General features: G+C 68.0%; 13 protein-coding genes. 2 read left to right on the top strand and 11 right to left on the bottom strand.

Going from position 1 to position 19,824, the window contains the following annotated elements; all coding sequences use genetic code 11:
- Positions 1-40: 40 nt before the first annotated feature.
- A complete protein-coding gene (locus DB31_RS18120; protein WP_169787064.1) occupies positions 41-1,456 on the bottom strand; it encodes a class I SAM-dependent methyltransferase in 1,416 nt (471 codons plus the stop codon).
- A 510-nt stretch (positions 1,457-1,966) separates the two neighbouring features.
- The gene (locus DB31_RS18115) at positions 1,967-3,514 is read right to left on the bottom strand and encodes an AAA-like domain-containing protein (RefSeq protein ID WP_044189201.1); all 1,548 of its coding nucleotides are present in this window, start codon (positions 3,512-3,514) and stop codon (positions 1,967-1,969) included.
- A 216-nt stretch (positions 3,515-3,730) separates the two neighbouring features.
- Between DB31_RS18115 and DB31_RS18110 the strand changes: the two genes are divergently transcribed.
- Entirely contained in the window at positions 3,731-4,372 is a 642-nt protein-coding gene (locus DB31_RS18110; RefSeq protein WP_044189199.1) for a prepilin-type N-terminal cleavage/methylation domain-containing protein, read from the top strand.
- Between the two features lie 47 nt (positions 4,373-4,419).
- On the opposite strand, the gene DB31_RS44885 is transcribed toward DB31_RS18110, so the two are convergent.
- The 5 genes from DB31_RS44885 to DB31_RS18085 all read right to left on the bottom strand — a co-directional run bounded on the left by DB31_RS44885 (position 4,420) and on the right by DB31_RS18085 (position 10,443).
- Positions 4,420-4,992: a deoxynucleotide monophosphate kinase family protein gene (locus DB31_RS44885; protein WP_052420061.1), complete on the bottom strand. Its 573-nt coding sequence runs from the start codon at positions 4,990-4,992 to the stop codon at positions 4,420-4,422.
- Positions 4,989-5,936 (bottom strand): viperin family antiviral radical SAM protein, encoded by a 948-nt coding sequence (locus DB31_RS18100; RefSeq protein WP_083968412.1) that lies wholly within the window; start codon positions 5,934-5,936, stop codon positions 4,989-4,991. The genes DB31_RS44885 and DB31_RS18100 overlap by 4 nt, the downstream gene beginning before the upstream one ends.
- 137 nt (positions 5,937-6,073) lie before the next feature.
- Positions 6,074-7,423 carry an RNA polymerase sigma factor gene (locus DB31_RS18095; RefSeq protein ID WP_044189196.1) on the bottom strand — a complete coding sequence of 450 codons (1,350 nt, stop codon included), beginning with the start codon at positions 7,421-7,423 and terminating at the stop codon, positions 6,074-6,076.
- A gap of 100 nt (positions 7,424-7,523) precedes the next feature.
- Complete coding sequence (locus DB31_RS18090; protein ID WP_276203630.1) at positions 7,524-8,990, bottom strand: MDR family MFS transporter; 1,467 nt, start codon at positions 8,988-8,990, stop codon at positions 7,524-7,526.
- A 94-nt stretch (positions 8,991-9,084) separates the two neighbouring features.
- On the bottom strand, positions 9,085-10,443 hold the full coding sequence (locus DB31_RS18085; RefSeq protein WP_044189190.1) for a TAXI family TRAP transporter solute-binding subunit: 1,359 nt from the start codon (positions 10,441-10,443) through the stop codon (positions 9,085-9,087).
- A gap of 64 nt (positions 10,444-10,507) precedes the next feature.
- Here DB31_RS18085 and DB31_RS18080 point away from each other — a divergent pair, with 64 nt between their 5' ends.
- Positions 10,508-11,638 (top strand): NHL repeat-containing protein, encoded by a 1,131-nt coding sequence (locus DB31_RS18080; RefSeq protein WP_157232038.1) that lies wholly within the window; start codon positions 10,508-10,510, stop codon positions 11,636-11,638.
- Between the two features lie 23 nt (positions 11,639-11,661).
- On the opposite strand, the gene DB31_RS44880 is transcribed toward DB31_RS18080, so the two are convergent.
- The 4 genes from DB31_RS44880 to DB31_RS18060 all read right to left on the bottom strand — a co-directional run bounded on the left by DB31_RS44880 (position 11,662) and on the right by DB31_RS18060 (position 19,695).
- Positions 11,662-12,513 (bottom strand): SH3 domain-containing protein, encoded by an 852-nt coding sequence (locus DB31_RS44880; RefSeq protein WP_052420059.1) that lies wholly within the window; start codon positions 12,511-12,513, stop codon positions 11,662-11,664.
- Positions 12,514-12,579: 66 nt separating this feature from the next.
- The gene (locus tag DB31_RS18070) at positions 12,580-15,807 is read right to left on the bottom strand and encodes a sensor histidine kinase (protein WP_052420058.1); all 3,228 of its coding nucleotides are present in this window, start codon (positions 15,805-15,807) and stop codon (positions 12,580-12,582) included.
- An 83-nt stretch (positions 15,808-15,890) separates the two neighbouring features.
- A complete protein-coding gene (locus DB31_RS18065) occupies positions 15,891-18,620 on the bottom strand; it encodes a hypothetical protein (protein WP_044189189.1) in 2,730 nt (909 codons plus the stop codon).
- Between the two features lie 25 nt (positions 18,621-18,645).
- Complete coding sequence (locus DB31_RS18060; protein WP_044189186.1) at positions 18,646-19,695, bottom strand: vWA domain-containing protein; 1,050 nt, start codon at positions 19,693-19,695, stop codon at positions 18,646-18,648.
- Between the last annotated feature and the right edge of the window lie 129 nt (positions 19,696-19,824).

Raw genomic sequence — 19,824 nt, 5'->3', positions numbered from 1 at the left:
TTTAGCACAAGGACTGGCCGCTAGAGGGAAGACATCGTCCTCAATCGGCGACGCGAGAGGTCATGTTAAAGGCCTCCAGCGCAAGGCTCGCGTTGGTGAAGAGCATCGAGTAGTGCGCATGCTCGCGACCCAGGCGATGCGAGGGCGCAGCCGTCGCCTTGCTCCGGATTCGGTTTACCTCCACCCTCGCGTGGTCCCGTATGTGGCGCAGCGCACTCGCGCGGGTCTCAGGGGTGACACGCGACACCAGAGACTTGGGGATCTCCACAGCCAGCAGGCGATCGTCCCGCTTTTGAAGGAGCTTGATCCCCTTAGGATCCCCGAAGAGCCGACCGAGACCGAAATCATCTAGGAGCAGGTAGCCGCGTTCATTCGGGAGTTCGCCCACAGGCAGGATCAGATCCTCCATCACCAAGAGGACACCATCAGGCGCCAACACTTCATGGATGTCCCGGAAGACAGCCAGCCACTCTTCCGGTTTGATCTCGTGAAGGACGTTGCAGAGGATGACCAAGTCGAAGGTTGGTCCGTGCCTGGCTTGCAACTGCGGCAGGTTCCCCCAGTAGTAGTCGTCGACGGATCCTGGCTGCTCCAACGCCGCGATTCTCTCCTTGCAAGCTTCCTCTACAGTGGAGTCCCTGATGTCAGGGACGTTGTAGGCGTGGTATTCGATCCGTGGCTTGACGGACGCGTCTGCGTAGGTGGCTAGGTGTTCGCGAAGAGCACTCCCGAAGCGGCCCTTGCCAGCGGAGAAATCTAGGATCCGGATGAGTTGCTGGGACATGATCCGCTGGCGGATCACCTCAATGAACTGCGTCTCCTGCTTGTCACCCGTCTTCGGATCCGCCACGCCTGCAGGCAGCACGCATTGTGCGGCGAACTCCATGAAGGCGATCTCCTCGGCGTCAGCGATGAAGGTCTTGAGCCGGTCTCGGCCGTCCTTACCGCCCAGCAGCGATTCGACAACCGAGGTGACCTTATTCCCTGCGAACTCGATATTGCCGTCCCTGACGAAGTTGACCGAATCCAGTCCGCCCCAGGCCAGTAGAGGCACAGAGTGGGTCGCCAGCCATATCTGGCCCTCAGGACCCAATACTTCATCTCGCAACTTGGTGAGGGCTCGGATGCATGCGTCGTGATGGAGATGACTTTCGGGCTCATCGATCAGGACGATTGCTTTGGAGAGGGCTTCTCGCTGCCGATGAAGGCTGATTGCCCACGTGAGTAGGATTTGCTCTCCCGTTGAGAGTTCGCTCACTACGAGCGGCCGGTTTCGTAAAGTTGGCCGGATCTCGGTTTTCTCAAAGGCGAAGCCGAGTTCCTTGTCCAGAAGTGCCCGAAGGATGCTGTTGAACAACATGGAGTCGTGCTGGAGGGCGGCAGTGTCGAGTTGTGTCATCCGGGGGTTCTCGGAGTGGCACATCGCCTGCGCGATCAGGGTGCAGTAGGCGTGCATCCCCTGGAACGCATTCTCAAAGCCCAAACTGACCGTGGTCTGAGCGGCATCCTCAAGTTGTAGAGGGCCCATCATTCGCGCATCGGGGACCTGAGAATGCTGCGCGGGATACGAGAGTTCGACCAAAACGGGTGGTAGGCCGGTGGTGCCCAGGCGAACGAGGCCGTTAGCCTCGGCAAATGGAGGATTATCGCCGATTTCTGGAGAGAATGTACTGCGGAGGAACGCCTCACGAGCGAGCTGGTGAAGCTGGTAATTGTTGGGGTTACCAGGGCTTAAGAATGGGAGCCTACAGATATCGTGAACAAGTTGGAGATACCTGGACTTTCCCGAGCCGTTAGGACCCGCGAGGACGACGACTTTTCCGAGTCGCTGGAGGGTTCCCCCATGCAAGCCGCGTTTACCTGCGAGGGCAGGAGAGAAGAAGATTTGGGTAATCATTGATAGGAGGCGCTGAGGTTCTGCCCGTCCATGAAAGACACCACTGCTGCGTGAGGGCCAGCGCTTTTCTTAGGCCCGGATGATGGTGACCGCGCGCCCTGACGGAGTCGTGGCCTGTTCCGACCTCGTACGTTCGGCCAGAGCCCCGACCCCGCTGCGCCGGTCGAAGATCACCAACCAGCCCGAGTCCAGGTTCAAGCCTGCGAGGTACCTGTCGAGCTGTGAGAGGCCCTCGGCGAGAGGATCCGCTTCCTTGTCTCGCCAGACCTTGATCTCCAGGGCCAGGGTGTCCTGCTTGTAGCGCACGCACAGGTCCATGCGCCCGCGTCCAATCGCATACTCGCGTTCGATGGATCCGCCGCCGTTCACGACGCGGTGGAGGAAGGCCATGAGCACCAAGTGCGGTGCCACCTCATGGTAGGGCGCCGTAGCCAGCAGCGGCTCGCCGTGTTGGCGCCAGAAGGCGATGAACGCATCGCACAGGCCCTTCGGATCCAGCCGCCCGTCCGGCCGCAGCCATGTGGGCTGCAGGGGAGGTAAGGCCGCTCGCGAGGGGAACGACAGCTCGCGCACCACCACCTCGCGGTAGATGGGATTGGCGACCTCGAAGGCGCCCGCTTCGTTCATGCGGATGAGTCCCAAGTCCACCGCGAAGCGCACATCGTCTGGAGGCAGGGCTCCGGGGATCGTGCCTGCGAGCATGGGCTCCAGGATGGCGCGGATGCGCGGCTCGCGCAGGCGCTCGGCCAGGCTGTCCAGATGCGTTTCCTGGCGCTCGATCAGCAGCACCTTGGCGCGCTCGATGTCCGCACGGCGGATGGGCTGGGTGGTATCGGTGACGAGCTCCTCGACGGCCACTTTGGCCAGCGCATTGACGAGCCAGGGCTGGCCCTGGGTGAGTTCGAAGGCCCGTGTGAGCGCGTCCGCTTCGAAACGCTGGCCGGTCTCCGAGGTGTGTTGCTGGTACAGCTCCGACACTTCCTCCGCGGTGAAGTCGCGCAGGGTGAGCGAGCGCACCTTGATGTTGAAGGGACTGGCTGTGCCGAGGGACTCCCGGTCGTCGGAGGTCACCTTGTAGTCGCGCACATCCCTCAGCCCGATCAGCGCGAGGGATGCAGGGAAGTTCTGGGGCCGGTTGCTGTGCCCACTGCGGAGCTGACGCAGCACGGAGACGAGCACTTCATCGCGGAGCGAGTCGATCTCATCCAAGAAGACGACCAGGGGCCGTGGAGACGCACGCGACCAAGCGGCGAGAGCCGCGCCGACACGACGTCCAGGAGGTGCCTCGGAGAAGGGGGGCAGGCGCAGCTCGGGCGGGAGTTGCGCCGCCGTCTCTCTCCAATCATCGAGAATGGCCGCTTCGGCTGCTCCAATGTCCCCTGGAAAGGCCGCGCCCACTTCCATGGAGACGAGCACGGCGGCATACCGGCCCTCGGAGGTGAGCTCCTGCGCCAACGAGAGCAAGGCGGTGGTCTTCCCCACCTGCCGAGGAGCGTGGACGACGAAGTAGCCCTCCTGCTCGATGAGGCGGCGCACCTCGGGCAGGCGCCTCGTTGCCGGGAGCATGTAGTGGTGTTCCGGGCGGCACGGGCCAGCGGTGTTGAACCAGCGGGGCATGCCAGGAAAAGTATCACCTGGAGCACGCGCTCGGAGTGACGCGAGTGGCTCATCCGTCACAGGGACAAACATGGGCACTGCGATGTCCGTGGATTGTCAGTGGCTGCGCGGCAACAGGCTGCCATCCACCTGATTTCGCGGGCTTGCAGGGCTGCCGGTGCTTGGCCCGGCGCCTGCTCTAGGCGGCGGCCACCATCCCCAACCCTGGAGAGACGAATGACACTGCCTGTCCGCCGCCACGGCTTCACCTACATCGAAGTGCTCCTCGCCATGTCCATGGCCGCCGTCCTCGGAGCCATTGGCCTGCCGAGGTTCTTCGAGGCCCAGAAGCACGCGAAGCGGTCCGAAGCGATCACCCACCTCAAGCAGCTCCATGCGGGCCTGAGCGCTCAGACCCTCATGCCCACGTCCATCCATGTCCCAGGCTTCGAGCTGGAGCGTGGCAACTACTACAGCTACCACCTCTCGGATCCCTGCACCTCCTTTGAGGACCGCAGCGGCGAGTATGCCGTCGCGAACGACACCGATACCTGCATTGGCGTGGACACGTACGACCACCCCACGCTCCCGCCCCTCTTCCAGCCGGCTCCGATTGCCGCCTGGTCCTGGGGCGGGGACGCCATGTCGAATGGCATGGGAGGGTTTCCGGGGATCTTCGGCACGAATGAGAACTGGGACTACCTGGCCTTTGCTGCCGGCAATCTGGACAAAGACCTGAATGACATCCCGGACACTTGGGCTGTGGGCTCCGCGGATGGGACGGTTTTCGGCTGGTGCTACCCCAGCACGTGGAACCTGCAGGTCTCCGCGGGCGAGCCCTTCCTGGTGAACAACGACATCGACAAGAAGTGCAATTGAGAACCCCGGCGAGCGCTTCGAACCAGAAGCGCTCGCCGCTCTCCCCCTTACGGCTGCGCCACGGCTCTGGGAGCCTCCATCGCTCGCGAGAGTTCCTCACGAAGCTGTTCGAGTGTGCCCGTGTTGCTCAGGGCCCGATCGAATCGCGACGCCTCGAAGGCCGCCACACCTCGCTCCGTGGCGTGCTGCCCCAAGGCCCCCGGAGCACCAGCCCCAGGACGGGTGATGAGCCAGAGGGCCGCTCCCATCTCCCGCGCCGCCTCGAACTCTCGCGGCGTCCGGAGGTCCGTGCAGACGACCCGCAGCCCCTCCCGCCGCAGTGACGCCACCCGCGCGCGGAACGGCCGCAGCCAGACCTCTGGATCCAGCTCCACGCATGCCTGCCCGAAGCGCTGGTACAGCTCCCGAGGCGCCCGTCCCAGCCGGGCATCCGGCACGTTGCGCGCCTCTCCCCAGAGCTGCTCGGGGCCCAGGCCGAAGAGCCCCATCATCGCCACCTTGAGCGGATCCGCCAGCGCCACCCGCTGGTAGCCGTGGGCCTCGGCCAGCATTGCCCCCAGGGTGTCCTTGCCTGCTCCCGAGGCTCCCGCCAGACAGATGAAGCCAGGCACCGGACTCATCGCCCACCTCCGAAGTCGTAGCGGCCCCCGCGGTTCTCGAAGCGCTCCATCGAGAAGCGCACCTGCGCCCAGGCCGCCCGCAGCCCCGCCGCGAGGAGCGGATCGCTGTAGTGGTGGAAGCCTCGGGTGTTCTCGAAGAAGCGGCCCGCCGGATCCACCATGGCGTAGCTGCCGCGCATGTCCTCGTTGTCCTCGGCCGCGATGGCCACCCCCTCCGCCTCCAGGTGCTGGTGGCGCGCCACGAAGGACAGGAAGTCCGCGTCCGTGCACAGCAGCGGCTCCACCTTCCCGTCGTTCTGCCCCTCCACCGGGAGCACCCTCAGCACCTTCCAGCGCTCGGGCTTCAGCCGGCGCACCAGCGGCGTCAGGTCCTCCCCCGCGTTGAGCGAGGTGACGACGGTGTTCAACTTCACCCGGACTCCCGCCGCCCGGAGCCGCGCCGCCACCGCCTCGTAATCCGCCAGCGACAGCGCCTTGCGGCCCAACACCGCCCGCCCCAGCTTCAGGTGCGTCTCCTCCGAGGTGCTGTCCACGCTCAGCGCCGCCCAGTCCAGGTGGCCCGCGAGCTGCTCCAGCTGCTCGGGGCGCAGCCGGCTCCCATTGGTGACGAGCATGGTGACGGCGCCCTCCTCATGCGCCGCCCGCACCAGCTCGGGGAGCCAGGGGCACAGCAGCGGCTCGCCTCCCGCGAAGGTGATCTTCTGGAAGCTCCGCGCCAGGAGCCGCACCAGTTGCACGGACTGCTCACGCGGCAGGTGCCCCGCGGGCAGTTGGCCGCGCACGTCTTCGAAGGTGGCGAAGCAGAAGCGGCAGCGCATGTTGCACGGCTGCCACAGGTGGTAGTTCACCGAGGGGGGCAGCGGCCCTCCCTCGACAGGCCTGTCCGAGCTCGCTTCGGAGGTGGGCGAGAGTGGGAGAGGGGCGTCACCAGGCTCCAGGTTCATGAGGTGCTCCAGGGTGGAGGTCCACGCAGCGGCGGACCGGGTTGTCCCCTCTCCACTTCGGAGCCGAATTCTTGTGACAGTCGTCCTCAAGTCCCTGGAATCACAAGGGAAATGCGGGAGTAATTTCCCCGGATTTTTCAGAGGCAGGTGGTCTGGAAGGCGTCCCGGAGCCGTTTGACGGCCCGCGACACCCGCTGCCGCGCGCTGTCCTGGCTCATGCCCAGTTGCTGGGCGATGTCGGCGTACTCCTCACCCTCGTAGTAGCGCAGGCGCAGCACCTTTTTATCGTCCTCAGAGAGGGAGCACATGGCCTTGGTGAGGGCCCGGTATTGCTCCTGCTGAAGGTACTCCTCGTCCGTTTGCACGTCGCAGTGCTGCTCCGGGGCCTCCGTGAAGGAGCAGTGGTACGCGGAGCGCCGCCGCCATTCGAGGGCCCGGTTCTGCACGGAACGGATGAAGTAGCCAGGGGCGGAGGCCGGAGCGCGGCCACGCAGGCAGACGCGCAGGAGGACGTCTTGCACCACGTCCTGGGCCTCGAAGGAGTTCACGTACCTGCCCGCGATCGACGTGGCTTCCTTGCGGAGCTGGGAGCCCAGGCCCTGGACACAGTTCGAGAAGTCGCGCTCGACTCCGGAGGCCGCCGCCCGTTCGATGGCTTCAGAGAAGCTGACGTTCTCCTCTCCCAGGTTGCCGAGGCGGGTGGGAGTGAGCAGGAGCGTGCCATGCTGTTCCCGCTCGAAGAGGGCGGGTGCCACGGGCTCCGGCAGGCTTGAGGAGAAGCTGCCCCCCAGGCTCGAAGGACTCCAGCCACCCCCCCGGCGCGGAAAGTTCAGGGCATCAACCAGCTCGGGCAAAGCCCGGGACAGCCCCTCGGCGACGTTGAGGAAGACGGTCCATCCCACCGCGGTGAAGAGGCCTGCGGCCACCACGAGGCCTGCCAGGAAGGGACTGGCCCGGGACAGCCGCCAGCCGAGCCGGAGGCTGCCCCACGCGAGCCGCCATGCCAGCCACGTGGTGGTGAGGAAGAACCAGGAGCTCTCCGACAGCAGGACGGAGGCCGCCGCCAGGGGATGTTGGCTGGGGTTCCTCCACAGCAGCACGTGCGCGACGAACAGCCCGAGGCCCAGCGTCCACCAGGGGTGGCGCAGCAGCCATCCCTTGGAGCCGCCGCGTGCCTCGGGGGAGCCCGGCGGGTGGAAGGTCTCCTGGACGCGCCCCCACGTCGCGGCCCCGAGCCCTCCGAGCACGAGCACCGCGGACACGAGGCCGGCCATGGCCATCACCTCCTGGCTCTGGGCGGAGAGCCGCCTGATGGAGTTCTCGAGCCAGGCCAGGGACGCGAACGTGGACAGGGTGACGGCCAGGAGCCACAAGGGCAGCACGACGCCGAGGCCCAGAGAACCCAGGGCTGGGAAAACCAGGAGCGACTGCCAGACTGAGGTCGTCTTCTTCGGCTGAGAGCCCGCGGGTGCTTGTGGTTCCGTCATGCGTCCCCCCACCGCGATGCTACTTCATCAGCCGCTGAGTTCAGGAGTCCTGCCCGGCGCGGCCTTCCAAAACCTGTCGGACAGCCAGACCGGTTCGTTCTCAGTGCATCGCCGCTTCGCTCGGGGCGGGCGCGCCGCTCGGCTTCACACGAGGGAAGAAGAAGCTGAACCCGAAGGCCAACACCGCCGCGGCGGCGATGATCCAGAAGTTCGTCGCGAGCCCCTCGGTCAGAAACCCGCTGAGCTGCTGCAGTACCTCCGCGCTCAGCCCGCGCCCATGCTCGGGCCCGAGCAGCGCATTGGCCGCGCTCACCGGAACCTCCGGGTTCGCCGTCAGCCGCGCCACCAGCACCCCACCCATCGCCCCCACGCCCACCGCGCCGCCCACGGTGCGGAAGAACATGTTGCTCGCGGTGGCCACGCCCCGCATCTCCCAGCCCACGCTCGTCTGCACAGCAATCAGCAGCGCTGTGGCCGCGAACCCCAGGCCCATCCCGAACAAGCCCATCGCCAACCCCGGCAGCACCAGGGGCACGCCCGGCTTGAGCAGCAGCGCCATGGCCACCGTGGCGAACCCCGCCAGCCCCAGGCCTCCCACGATGAGCGGCCGGAAGCCCACCTTCACCAGCAGCCGCCCGGCGATCAGCGAGCACACCGGCCACCCCACCAGCATGGGGGTGATCATCCCGCCCGCCTCCGTGGCCGTGCCGCCCAGCACCCCCTGCACGAAGAGGGGCACATACGTGGTGGCCCCGAACATCGCCGCCGAGAACAGCGCCGAGGCCACCGAGGCAATCACGATGGACCGGATCGCGAAGATGCTCGGAGGAATGACCGGCTCCTTCACCCGCCGCTCCACGAGCACGAAGCCCGTCAGCACCACCGCCGCCACCCCCAGCGGCAACCACCGGCTCCCGGTGGTCTGCGCGCCCAACAGCAGCGCCACCACCCCCACCGCCAGCAGCACCGCGCCCGCGATATCGAGCGTGTGCGGCTGCTTCTGGATGTCCTCGTGGAAGAAGATGATGATCAGCACCACCGTGGCCAGTCCCACCGGCACGTTGATGTAGAAGATCCAGTGCCACGACAGCCACTGGACGATGAAGCCTCCCGCCAGCGGCCCCAAGAGCCCGGACAGGCCCCACACCCCGCTGAACACCCCCTGCACCCGGGCGCGCTCCTGCAGGTTGTAGATGTCCCCCACCACCGTCAGCGTGATGGGCTGCATGGCACCGGCCCCCAGCCCCTGCAGCGTGCGGAAGGCGATGAGCCACTCCATCGTAGGCGACAGGCCGCTCGCCACCGAGCCCACCAGGAACAACCCGATGCCGAACAGCAGGATGGGCTTGCGCCCATACAGGTCCGCCAGCTTCCCGAAGATGGGGACGGTAATCGTCGAGGCCAGCATGTACGCGGTGAAGACCCACGCGTAGTGCTCGATGCCGCCCAAGTCACTCACGACGGTGGGCATGGCGGTGGAGACAACCGTCATCTCCAGGGCCGCCATGAAGAGGCTCAGGGCCAGAGCAACGGTGGTCAGCGGTCGATGGGTTTTGCGAGATGCCACGGGCGCGGAGCAATAGCGCACAGCCTCGCCCCGGGGGCAAGCACTCCCGGTCCGGAGTGGCCGGGAGAGTGGCCCTCCCAGACAGCCCGTGCGCTCAGCTCGCCTCGGGCAGCTGTACCACCTTGCCCCCCGTGGCCTCCGAGAGCTGCCGCAGCAGCCGGCGGCGGACCACGTCGATGTGCTCGCGGAAGAAGTAGAGGTTCTCGGCGTACGCCAGCGGCACGGGGATGCGGTTCACCGCGCGCTCGGCCTCCTCGAGCCGCTTCAGCATGTCCTCGAGCATCTCCTTCCCCGGGCTCTCCTCGAGCTGGAGCTCGATTTCCTTCAGGCTCGCGTACCACTTGTGGATGCGCGAGCGGACCCGCCACAGGAAGAACGCCGGCACCGCGCGCCCCAGCGGCACCACCACCGCGATAATGGGCACCAGCATCACCCAGAGCCGGTCCACCAGGTTCGCCGCCCAGAAGGGCAGGTAGCGCTGCAGGAACGGGACGCCGGCCGTGTAGTAGCGCTTGGCCTCGCTGCTCAGCGGGAAGCCGGCCTCCAGCGGCGCTGGGAACTCGCCGCTGCGGTCCAGCATGCCCGCGCTGCCGTGCAGCTCGCTCGCGGTGCGCATCAGCAGGTACGCGAGCGCCGGGTGCAACGAGTCCTTCGCCACCAGGTTCGCCGTGGGCGCCAGCAGCAGCACGTCATGCCGCGGAATGTCCGCCGCCAGGTCGAACACGCCTCGGGGCAGCACCAGCTTCGACAGCCACGTGAACCGGCGGGAGTACGCATCCGCGCGTGCGAAGCTCAAGAGCTGCACCCCCGGCTCCGCGGCGAGCTTCTTGAGGATCGGCGACTCCGCGGGCGAGACGAGGAACACCGCGTCAATCTGCCCCTGCTTGAGCTTCTCCACGGCCTCTTCGCGCGTGAAGGGCAGCAGCTCCGTCGGCGCCTTGTCCACGCCGTTGGCCGCCAGCAGCTTCACCGCGAGGTCCCGCGTGCCGCTCTCCTCGGCCCCCACCGCGATGCGCTTGCCCTGCAGCCCTCGCACGTCCTCCAAGGGCTCGCCCCGGTAGAACACCCACAGCGGGATGTACGAGAGGCTGCCCAGCGAGACGATGTTCTCCGCCTTCTCTCCGCCCGCCGTGCCGCTCTGCACGAACGCCACGTCTACCCCGGAGTTCTCATCCGCCAGCAACCCCACGCTGGTGACCGAGCCCTGCGTGGGGCGCAGCTCGAGCGTGATGCCATGCTTGGCGAGCGCCTCCTGGTACTTGCGCGCGAAGTACCGGAAGCCGCCCTCGTCCGTGGCCATGGCCAGGACGACCTTCTTCGGCGGCGCGGGCTTCACGAAGAAGAAGGTGACGGCGAACACGACGCCCACCACGAGGATGGCCGGCGCCAGCGCGAGCCACAGGTCTCTGCGCAGCGTGCGCCGGAACTGCTCCTTGAGCTTGTCCGTCTTCATCGTGGGCGCGGAGTATAGACTTCGTGTGCTCTACTGCGCGCTCTCGGCTGGTGGAGGCAAGGGAATGGCAGCTCGCACGCGGAGCATCCTGCTAGGGCTCGTGGCACTCGGCGTCATCGCCCTGGTGCTCTTTCTGCTGCGCTCTCGCAGTGGCTCGGAACCCGCCGCCCCTGGCAGCGCACCCACCCCCGGTGCCACCGCCTCGGCCTCCCCCGGGGGTGCCCCACCCGGAGCCTCCCCTGGGGGCTCCCGCCCGAGCAGCCAGGCTCCCGCGGCCTCTCCCTCTCAGCCTGGTGCCCCCTCCAAGCCCGAGGTGTTCGCCGAGCTGGGCTGGGGCAGCGGCCCCTCGCAGCTCGGGCGCCACCGCCCCCAGGAGGCCAGCCCCGAGGCTCCCATGTCCATGACCGCTGACTTGCTCGGCAACGTGGTGGTGCTGGACCAGGTCAACGGCCGCCTCCTCCGCATGGACCCGGAGGGCAAGGTGCTCGGCACGTTCCCCGTCACCCAGCAGACGCCCCAGGACATCACCCTGGCGAAGGATGGCTCCCTGCTGGTGCTCGACCGCATCAAGGACAAGACCGTGGCCATCATCAACCCGGACACCGGCGCCCTGCGCGGCGAGCTGCCCGTGGGGGGCAAGAACATCCCCGAGCCGGGGCTCGTCACCGGCACCTTCGTGGATGGGGACTCCGTCTACGTCGAGCGCGAGCACGGGGCGCTGGTCCGCATCGGCGACACCTCGGGCAACGCGGACCTGGAGCGCCCCGAGATTCCCGGCCGCCCCACCCGGGATGGGCGCTTGTACGTCTTCGCCAACATCACGGACCGGAAGCTGGGCCGCGTGCTCGTCAACGCGGTGGATCGCCAGACGGGCCAGCACCGCTACACGCGCGAGTACCGCTTCGGCTTCCCGCTCATGTCCATCAACCTGCTCGACTCGGACCTGTCGGGAACGCTCTACCTGGGCGTCACGGGCGAGCTGTCCACGGTCGCCGCCGCGCCGCCCCACAACTACGGTGTCCGCGTCTACTGCTTGGAGTCCGTCGAGGGCAAGGTGCTGGGACAGACGGATCTGCCCCTCAACACTCTGCCCGAGGAGACCTTCCGTGACTTCGCGGTGCTGGACGAGGGCGGACTCCTCTACCGGCACATCACGGACTCCGGCGTCACCCTGCTGCGAGCCCGCTGCCGCTGAGCCCGCAGCCGGAGCGCACCGGCTTAGAAGTGGCGGATGCCGTGATACGAGGTGGTCGCGGTGCGCGAGTTCTTCACGCAGCCGTATGCGCAGCCCTTGCACTCGTGGACGACCATGCTGCCCCAGCCGTCACCGGACTCGTAGACGAAGGTGTGGCCCGCGCCGTCGAGGTTGTAGACCATCGCGTCCGCCTTCTGCATGGCGCCCCGGTCAATCGTGTACCACTGGCTGGAGTCCACGTTGAAGTGGACGGTGCCGTAGGGGTGCGAGTCCACGGAGACGTTGGTGTTGGTGCTCGGCACCTGCCACACCTTGGCCAAGAAGCCCGAGCAGTCCGCGCCGTAGCTGCCGCTGTGCGTGCAGGCGCCGCAGTTGCCCGTGCACGAGCCCGTCGCCTGGGCCGCCTTCCACACGCCGTGGCCCCACCAGTACGAGAAGCCCACGCCGCCCACGGCGCCCGACGTGCCGCTCGCCGCGCGGGTGATGGCCGCGTCGCGCGTCCCCGACGGCGCCGAGTACACCACCAGGTACGAGCCCGAGGCCCAGCCCGTCACGCCGCTATAGGACACCCGGTACCAGCCGCCGCTGTCGCAGCTCGGGTTGTCCAGGGTGGGGATGAGGGCACCGTTCGGCATCGCCGCGACGATGGAGTAGCTCGTGGACGGGCCGCTGCGCAGGTTCAGGCTCGAGGCCGTTACCTGCAGCGTGGTGTTGTAGGCGAGACAGCCCGTCAGCGCGCTCTCGCTCGTGCCTACTGACTCATCCACTCCCTTCAGCTCCACCACCTCCACCGACGGCTCGGAGCCACCACAGCCCGCCGCCAGCGCCACAAGGAGCAGCCACTTCAGGGAATTGCCTCTCGAGGGAGTGTTCATGCCGTTTCCTGGTAAAAGGAGAATTCCGGCTTTATCAGGACACTCAGTAAATTTCCAGTGGGCCTGTCAGAGCGTCGTGGCCGTGACTGCGGGCGGGGCCTCCTGGAGGGGCGGCAGGAGGATCCGGAACGTGGAGCCCTGGTCCAGCTCGCTCTCCACCTGCAGCTCTCCGTTCATGGCCTCGACGGTCGAGTGGCAGATGGAGAGGCCGAGCCCCGTGCCTTCTCCCACCTCCTTGGTGGTGAAGAAGGGATCGAAGATGCGCGAGAGGTGCTCGGGGGCGATGCCTTGGCCTCTGTCCCGCACCTCGATGATGGCGCGCCCGTCCTCGGCCCTGCGGGTGACGAGGTGGATGTCGTTGCGCTCGGGGTGCTTCGCCGGGATGGCTTGGATGGCGTTGGCGATGAGGTGGAAGAAGACCTGGCTCAGGCGCGTCTCGTCGCCCAGCACGGCCTGCGGCGGGCCGTACTCCTTCACGATGCGGGCGCGCTGGCGCAGCGCGGGGTCCAGCACCTCGAGCGCGTGATCAATCGTTGCGTGCAGGTCCAGCTTCTTGGGCGGGTCCACCTGCACGCGGGCCAGCGTCCGGAGCGCGTGGACGATCTTCCGCACCCGCTCGGCGCCCTGGAGCGCGTCGGCGAGCGCGTCCTCGACTTCCTTCCAGCGCTCCAGCTCCTCCTCGCGCTTGGTGAAGTCGCGCAGCTCGGCGGTGAGGAAGCGCAGGTTGGAGAGGATGTACGCCAGCGGGTTGTTGATTTCATGGCCCACGCCTGCGGCGAGCGTGCCCATGGCGGCCAGCTTCTCCGCGTGGGCGAGCCGCTCGCGGGCCGTCTCCAGCTGCTCCAGGCGCATGGCCAGCTCGGCGGTGCGTTCGTCCACGCGGACCTGCAGCTTGCGCTCGCGCTCCTGCGAGCGGCGCAGGCGCAGCCACACGCCGCCCGCCACGAGCAGCCCTCCGCCCAGGATGCACCCCACGAGGAAGAGCTTCGTCTCGAAGAAGCGGGGCTCCATGTGGAACAGCAGCTCGGCACTGGCGGTGGTGACGTTGTTCTCGGTGGAGCTCGCCTCGACGATGAACCGGTGGTCTCCCGGAGGCAAGCGCGTGTAGTAGGCGGTTCGCCCCGAGCCGGCCTCGACCCAGTCCTTGTCCACGCCCTCGAGCCGGTAGCGGAAGCGCATCCGCTCCGGGGCGTCCAGGTCCACGCGGGTGTAGACGATGTCCACCCGGCCCTCGCCGGGGGGGAGGTGGCTCCACTGAGACGGAGGCACGAGGCGCTTGTCCACCCAGAGCTCCTCGATGAGCGTGGGAGCCTCCAGCTCGGAGACATCCACCCTGTTCGGATCGTACGCCACAGCACCCCGGATGGTGGGGAACCACAGCCGCCCATCCCGAGCGCGGATGCCGGAGGGGCCTCCCAGGGCGTTGCACTCCTGGGAGCGCATCCCGTCCTCCTTGCCATAGGCCTGGGAGGTGACGCGCGCGAGCTTCCCGTCCGCGACGGCCTCCAGCTCCTGCTGGGAGACGCGGAAGATGCCCTTGTTGCACGTCATCCACAGGGAGCCCTTCCCATCGGGGAGGATCGCGAAGACGACGTCATCGAAGAGGCCCTGGTCGCGGTCCAGGCGGGTGAAGCGTCCATTCTTCCAGCGGTAGAGGCCGTTGGTGGTGCCGACCCACAGCGTCCCGCCGTCCTCGAGGATGCCGCGGACATCGCCGGTGAGAGGATGGCCGTAGGTGGACAGGGGGGTGACACGGCCCTCGACGTACGACGCCAGCCCGCCGCCATGAGTGCCGATCCAGAACCCGCCCGCGGCCCGCGGCTTCAGCACGCGGATGAAGCCGTTGAGCACCTTGTCCCCCTGCGCGACGAGCGCCAGGTGCTTTCCATCCCACCGGGCGAGCCCCTCGCGGGTGCCGGTCCAGAGGGTTCCGTGCTCGTCCTCGAGGATGGCGTAGCCCATGGAGAGCCGCGCGGACGGCTCCTGCTCGAGCGGGGGAGAGAAGGCGCCGTCCTGGAAGCGGACGATGCCTCCGCGCGTGACGAACCAGAGGGCGCCGTCGCGGCCCTCGGCGCTGCCGAAGACGAAGTTGTCGGCGAGCCCCTCGTGCGTCGTCCAGGTCCTCGTCACCCCGTCCTTCATCTGGGTGATGCCGCCGCCCAGGGTGCTGAACCAGAGGCTACCGTCCCGGGCCTCGCGCACGGCGCTCACCATGTCGTGCCCCAGCCCCTCGGGGGTTCCGTACGTGGTGAAGGACGCCTCCTTGAGGCGGTGCAGCCCGTTGGCGCCCATGCCCAGCCAGAGGTTGCCCTCGATGTCCTCCAGCATGGAGAAGATGGATCCGCGCTCCAGGCCGTTGGTGGGGCTCATGAAGGAGCGCTCGCCATTCACCAGGCGCACCAGGCCCCGGCCCTTGCTGGCGATCCAGAGTGCGCCCCGCCGGTCCGTGAGCAGCACGGAGATGGGGCTGCCCTGCAGGCTCGCATCGAGCACGGGCCGCATCATCCCGTCCCGGAGCTGGTACACGGTGCCGCCCTCGTCTCCCGCCCAGAGGACGCCCTGCGCGTCCACCGTCAGCGCCGACAGCAGCGGCGTGGCGCCGTCCTCGAGAGGAGGCCCCGGCTGGAACGCCCGCCCGTCAAAGCGCTGCAGGCCCAGGGGCGAGGCCACCCAGAGGCCACCGCGCGCGTCCTCGGCGAGCGCCAGCACCCGGTTGTGGGCGAGCCCCTGCTCGGTCTTCCAGACCTGGACGCGGGTGCCCGTGGACAGCCGCGCGAGTCCGCTGCCGAGGGTGGCGATCCACAGGCTGCCGTCCTGGGCCGCGAGCAGCCGGTACACCTCGCGCGGGGTGATGCTGGTGGGCAAGGGCATGGGGAAGAAGGTCCCCGCGCGCATGCCGGCCAGCCCCTGGTTGGTGTTGATCCACAGCGTCCCGCTCTGGTCCACGGCGAGCGCGGTGATGGCGCGGTCCAGCAGCGCCGGGGTGTTCATGGGGTCGAAGACGGAGAAGCGCACGCCATCGAAGCGCGCGAGCCCCTCGTAGGTGCCCACCCAGAGGTAGCCCTCGGGCGTCTGCGCGAGCGCCAGGGTGGTGTTCTGCGGGAGCCCGTTCTCGGCCTGCCAGACTTTCTGGGGGAACTGGTTGAGGGCCTTGCTGGGCTCCAGGGCCCAGGCGCTGGGAGCCGCCGCGATCAGCGCCCCGAGCAGGCCGGCCGCGAGCAGGCGGCTCCAGGCACGGACGGGGGCAAGGGGAGAGGGGGGCTCCCTGCGGTGGCTTCCAATGGCGCGGCACATGACGTGACGGATCCCCATTGTACGCGGGGTCCGCCGCGCGCAGATAGCTGCGACACGGATCTGATCCGGCTTCGGGTTCTCCTTTATAAGGAGAGGCCGGGGTGCGCCGCGCGCAGTTGCACGAGCGAGGCCAGGCAGCTCTGCCACTCGCCCTTGGCCAGCGAGCCGGTGAACTCCTGGAGCACCGGTGCCACCACGCGCGCGAAGGCCTGATCCTCCAGGCCGAGATCTCGTATGAGCTCAACGATCCGGCGCTTGGCGGTGCTGGCGGACAGGCGCCGCTGCACCATGCCCTCGCGGCCTTCCTTGGAGCGGCCCGGCGGCAGGCCGAAGAGCATGCGGCGGACGAAGGTGCGCAAGGCGTCCACGTTGGCGAAGCGCTCGGTGCCACCCAGGGCGGGGGCCTCGGTGGCGCCGGAGGGCTTCCAGCCCTCGGGCAGGTGGGAGGGGCGGTGCTTCTCCCAGAGCAGGCGCACGGCGAACAGGCCCACCTCGCGGTCCGCGCTCTCCATGAGCCAGGCCAGCCGCTCGGCGCCGCCCAGCCGCGCGTAGTGTCGGCGGATCAGCTCCACCGCCACCTCGCGGGTGCTGCGCTTGGTGCTCTCGGTGAGCGTGAAGACCTTCACCGCATCCAGCTCCTCGGGCTTGAGCGTGCTGCGCTCGTCCGCGCCCGCCTCGCCGGCGTTGAGCAGCGCGTCATAGGCGAAGTTGCGGACCTCCTTGGCGTCCGCCTCGGCCAGCTCGTAGACGCGGAGGTGGTAGCCCCAGGTGCGCAGCTCCGCGCGGGTGATGGCCAGGGCGAAGCGGCGCACGTCATCGCGCGCGTCGAAGAGGGCGGGCCACAGGCGCTCGGCGGTGTACGCCTTGCGTGGGGCCTTGGGCTTGAGCTGGTAGGACTTGGACTCCGGCTGCTCCGGACCGATGACGGGGTGGTGGCAGCGCAGGTACGTCTGCGCGAACTGGCGCACGGGCACGGGCTGCTTGGCGCCCAGGGCCAGCTCGAAGAGGCGCTCCAGGCCCGCGGTGGCGTCCCCGGACTCGCTGAAGTCCGCGGGCGAGAGGTTCTCCAGCAGGTAGCGGTGGGCGAACTCGTGCAGCGCCGGGTCGGCGCGCCGGGCCAGGGCCAGCAGCCAGGGCACGGTGAGCTGGCGCGCGGTGAAGAGCTTGCGGTTGCCCAGCAGCGCCAGGGCCACCTCGCGGTACTTGGCGTTGAAGACAAGCCCCTTCACCCGCTCCACGTCCAGGCCGGGCAGCGCGTCGGCGCGCATGAGCCACTTCTGCACCGTGGTGCCCAGTTGGGGGTGGATGGCGGTGTCCAGCAGCCAGTCCGCGCCGATGGCGGCGGGTGAGTACGCGCCCAGCGCCTTGAGGGCGTACTGCTCCACGGGGCTGGTGTTGTAGTGGGGGAACTTGCTGTGGCGCGGGTCCGCGAGCAGCTCCTTATAAAAGGATGCGGGCAGCTCGGCGGCGGCGTACTTCGAGTCGATGTAGCCCTTCACCCACGCGAGCTGCTCGTTGCTTCCGTAGAACATGTCCACGAGGAAGCGGTGGGGCAGGTCGGCGCGGTCGAAGGACTGCTCCAGCGCCTTGGAGGCAAAGGCGTTCGTGGCCTTGGTGGCCAGCAGGCGCCCGAGGAAGTCCACGCCCAGCTCGCGCGGGTTGCGCTTCTCCAGCACGGCGGCGGCGAAGGCCACGGTGTCCGCGGTGCCGGTGGCGACGAGCTCGGCGAGCCGCTCGGCGGGCAGGTCCTGCGCGTGGGCGCGGGCGTACTCGATGGCGTAGGTGCGGGCCTTGGGGCTGGGGGACATGAGCAGGGCGAGCACGGCCTCGTGCAGCCCGAGCCCGCGCAGCTTGCCCTGGTGGAACTCGGGGGAGCCCTGCAGCGTCTCCACGAGGAACTCATGGGCGCTGGCGAGCGGCCGCCGCGCGAGTCTCTCCAACCACGCGGGCGTCACCTGGCTGCGCAGCACCTCGGGGAAGTCCTTGCGCAGGCTCTGGATGGCGAAGCGGGCGGCGGCGTCGGACTGGCAGGTGTCCAGCAGGCGCATGAGCGCGTCCGGCGAGCGCTTCCACGCCTCCGGGAACGCGCGGTGCTTCACCAGGTCCGAGGGCGCGTCGATGGAGAAGGCCTGGGCGTTGTACTTGTGGCTCTCGTGGGCCCAGATGTGCATGGCCACCCACGTCTCGCGCCAGCGGGTGTCGGGGGCGTAGTGGCGCAGCACCTCGACGGCGAACTGGGGGTAGAGCTCCGGGACGGCGGCGCCCAGGTGCCGCAGGTAGCGCCACGCGCGGCGGCGCAGGTAGGTGATGGTGCCGAGCGACACTTCGCGGGTGCGAGGGCTGTGGCGCTCAATATCGAAGCGCCAGGCGAGCACGCCGAACATCTCCGCGTCATGGCGCTGCTCGGCGAGCTTGTAGATGCGCTTGAGGCCGCCCCAGAGGCCGAACTGAAGGTCCGCGGAGCGCACGAGCTGGAAGAGGGCAGAGCGGCTGGCGTCGGTGTTGCGCTCGTAGAGGGCGACGAGCAGATCCGCCAGGGCGAAGCGCGGCGGCAGCGGCACGTCCTTCTGCGCGAGGAAGCGCTGCCAGGCCTCCTGCGAGGCGGCTCGGCGGCCCTGGGCATCGCGGCGGTTCTGCGCCTGCCACAGCAGGCTCTTGAGACCCTGGAAGTTGAGGGCCCCCTCGGGCAGCGGCTTCTCGGGGGGCTTCTCCGGCTGGACCAGGAAAGCGGTGACGGCCTCGGGCAGCTCCGGCGCCTCGGCGCGCGCCAGACGCTGCAGGTCTGTGGTGCTCAGCTCTTCACTAGGGGCCATAGCAGCCCGGGTTTAGCACAACGGACTACTGTAGGTAGAGCAGGGTGGTGCCGCGCACCAGCTTGCGGTTGTTGGAGGTGCTCTCTACGAAGATGGAGTAGTTGAGGTGGTTGCCGGGCTTCACCTTCACGTTGGAGCCTGCGGGCAGGCCCAGCACCTTGCGCGCCTCGTCCCCGCCGAAGATGGCCTTCGTCTTCTTGTCCAGGATGGCGATGTTCTTCTTGGGCTGCACCGTCTCCGGCTTGGTCAGCTCGTAGAAGCCGCGACCCGTCTCGTAGGCGTCGCCCAGCTTCTTGCGCAGCGCGGGGCTGGCCTGGAGCTTGGTGTTCACGAAGTCGCGGATGGAGCGCTCCTTGTCCACCGTCCACCGGGTGAAGCCCTTGGACACGTCCTTGAGCGCGGAGAGCGTCTTCACGTCCACCTTGGACATGTCCGTGGTGAAGAACGCCGTGACGGACTTCTTGCCGCTGGCGCGCGCCTTGTAGAAGGTGGAGAGGCCCGCGGAGAGCTTCTCGTCCATGACCTTGGTGCCCTTGGCGTTGGCGTCCCAGACGGTGACGTTGCCCTTGGGGATGCCGAAGCGCGTGAGCGAGCCCCTGCTGCTGGGCGGCACCAGAAACGCGAGGCTCCAGCGGCCCGACTTCTGCACCGTCTGGATGAGGCCCTTGAGCTTCTTCGTGTAGTAGCGCGAGGCGTTCTCGTGGCCGTCGGTGATGACGATGACGAGGAAGCTGGTGTTCTTGCTGGTGGCGCTCTTGGCCTTCTGAAGCCGGGTGATGGCGGTGCCCACCGCGTCCAGGAGCGCCGTGGAGCCGCCGAGCTTGAAGTCATTGAGCGCGAGCTTGGGCACGTCCTCCACCGCGGTGGCGAAGTGGCGCGGCTTGTCCACGGTGGAGTGGAACATGAAGGTGCTCAGGAAGGTCTTCTGCCCGGCGGACACGGCGTTGCGCTGGACGGTGTTGAGCTGGTTGTTGAAGACCTTCACCACCTGGGCCTTGATGCTGCGCATGGAGCCGCTGCGGTCCACGACGAAGGCGATGTGGTTGACGAGGGCTGCGCTCTTTTTCTCGGCCATGCACGAAGCATAGCCCACTTCCACCGTTGTCTCGCCGACCGTGTCCTGAAGGGGCGTATCGCCGCGTCGGAACGGCGTGCTAATTCGGAGGGTGAGGCTGGGTCGTCCGTCCCGCATCACCCCGAGGGG

The sequence above is a fragment of the Hyalangium minutum genome, from assembly GCF_000737315.1.
Taxonomy (GTDB): domain Bacteria; phylum Myxococcota; class Myxococcia; order Myxococcales; family Myxococcaceae; genus Hyalangium; species Hyalangium minutum.
This window is presented reverse-complemented; position numbering and strand designations above follow the sequence as displayed.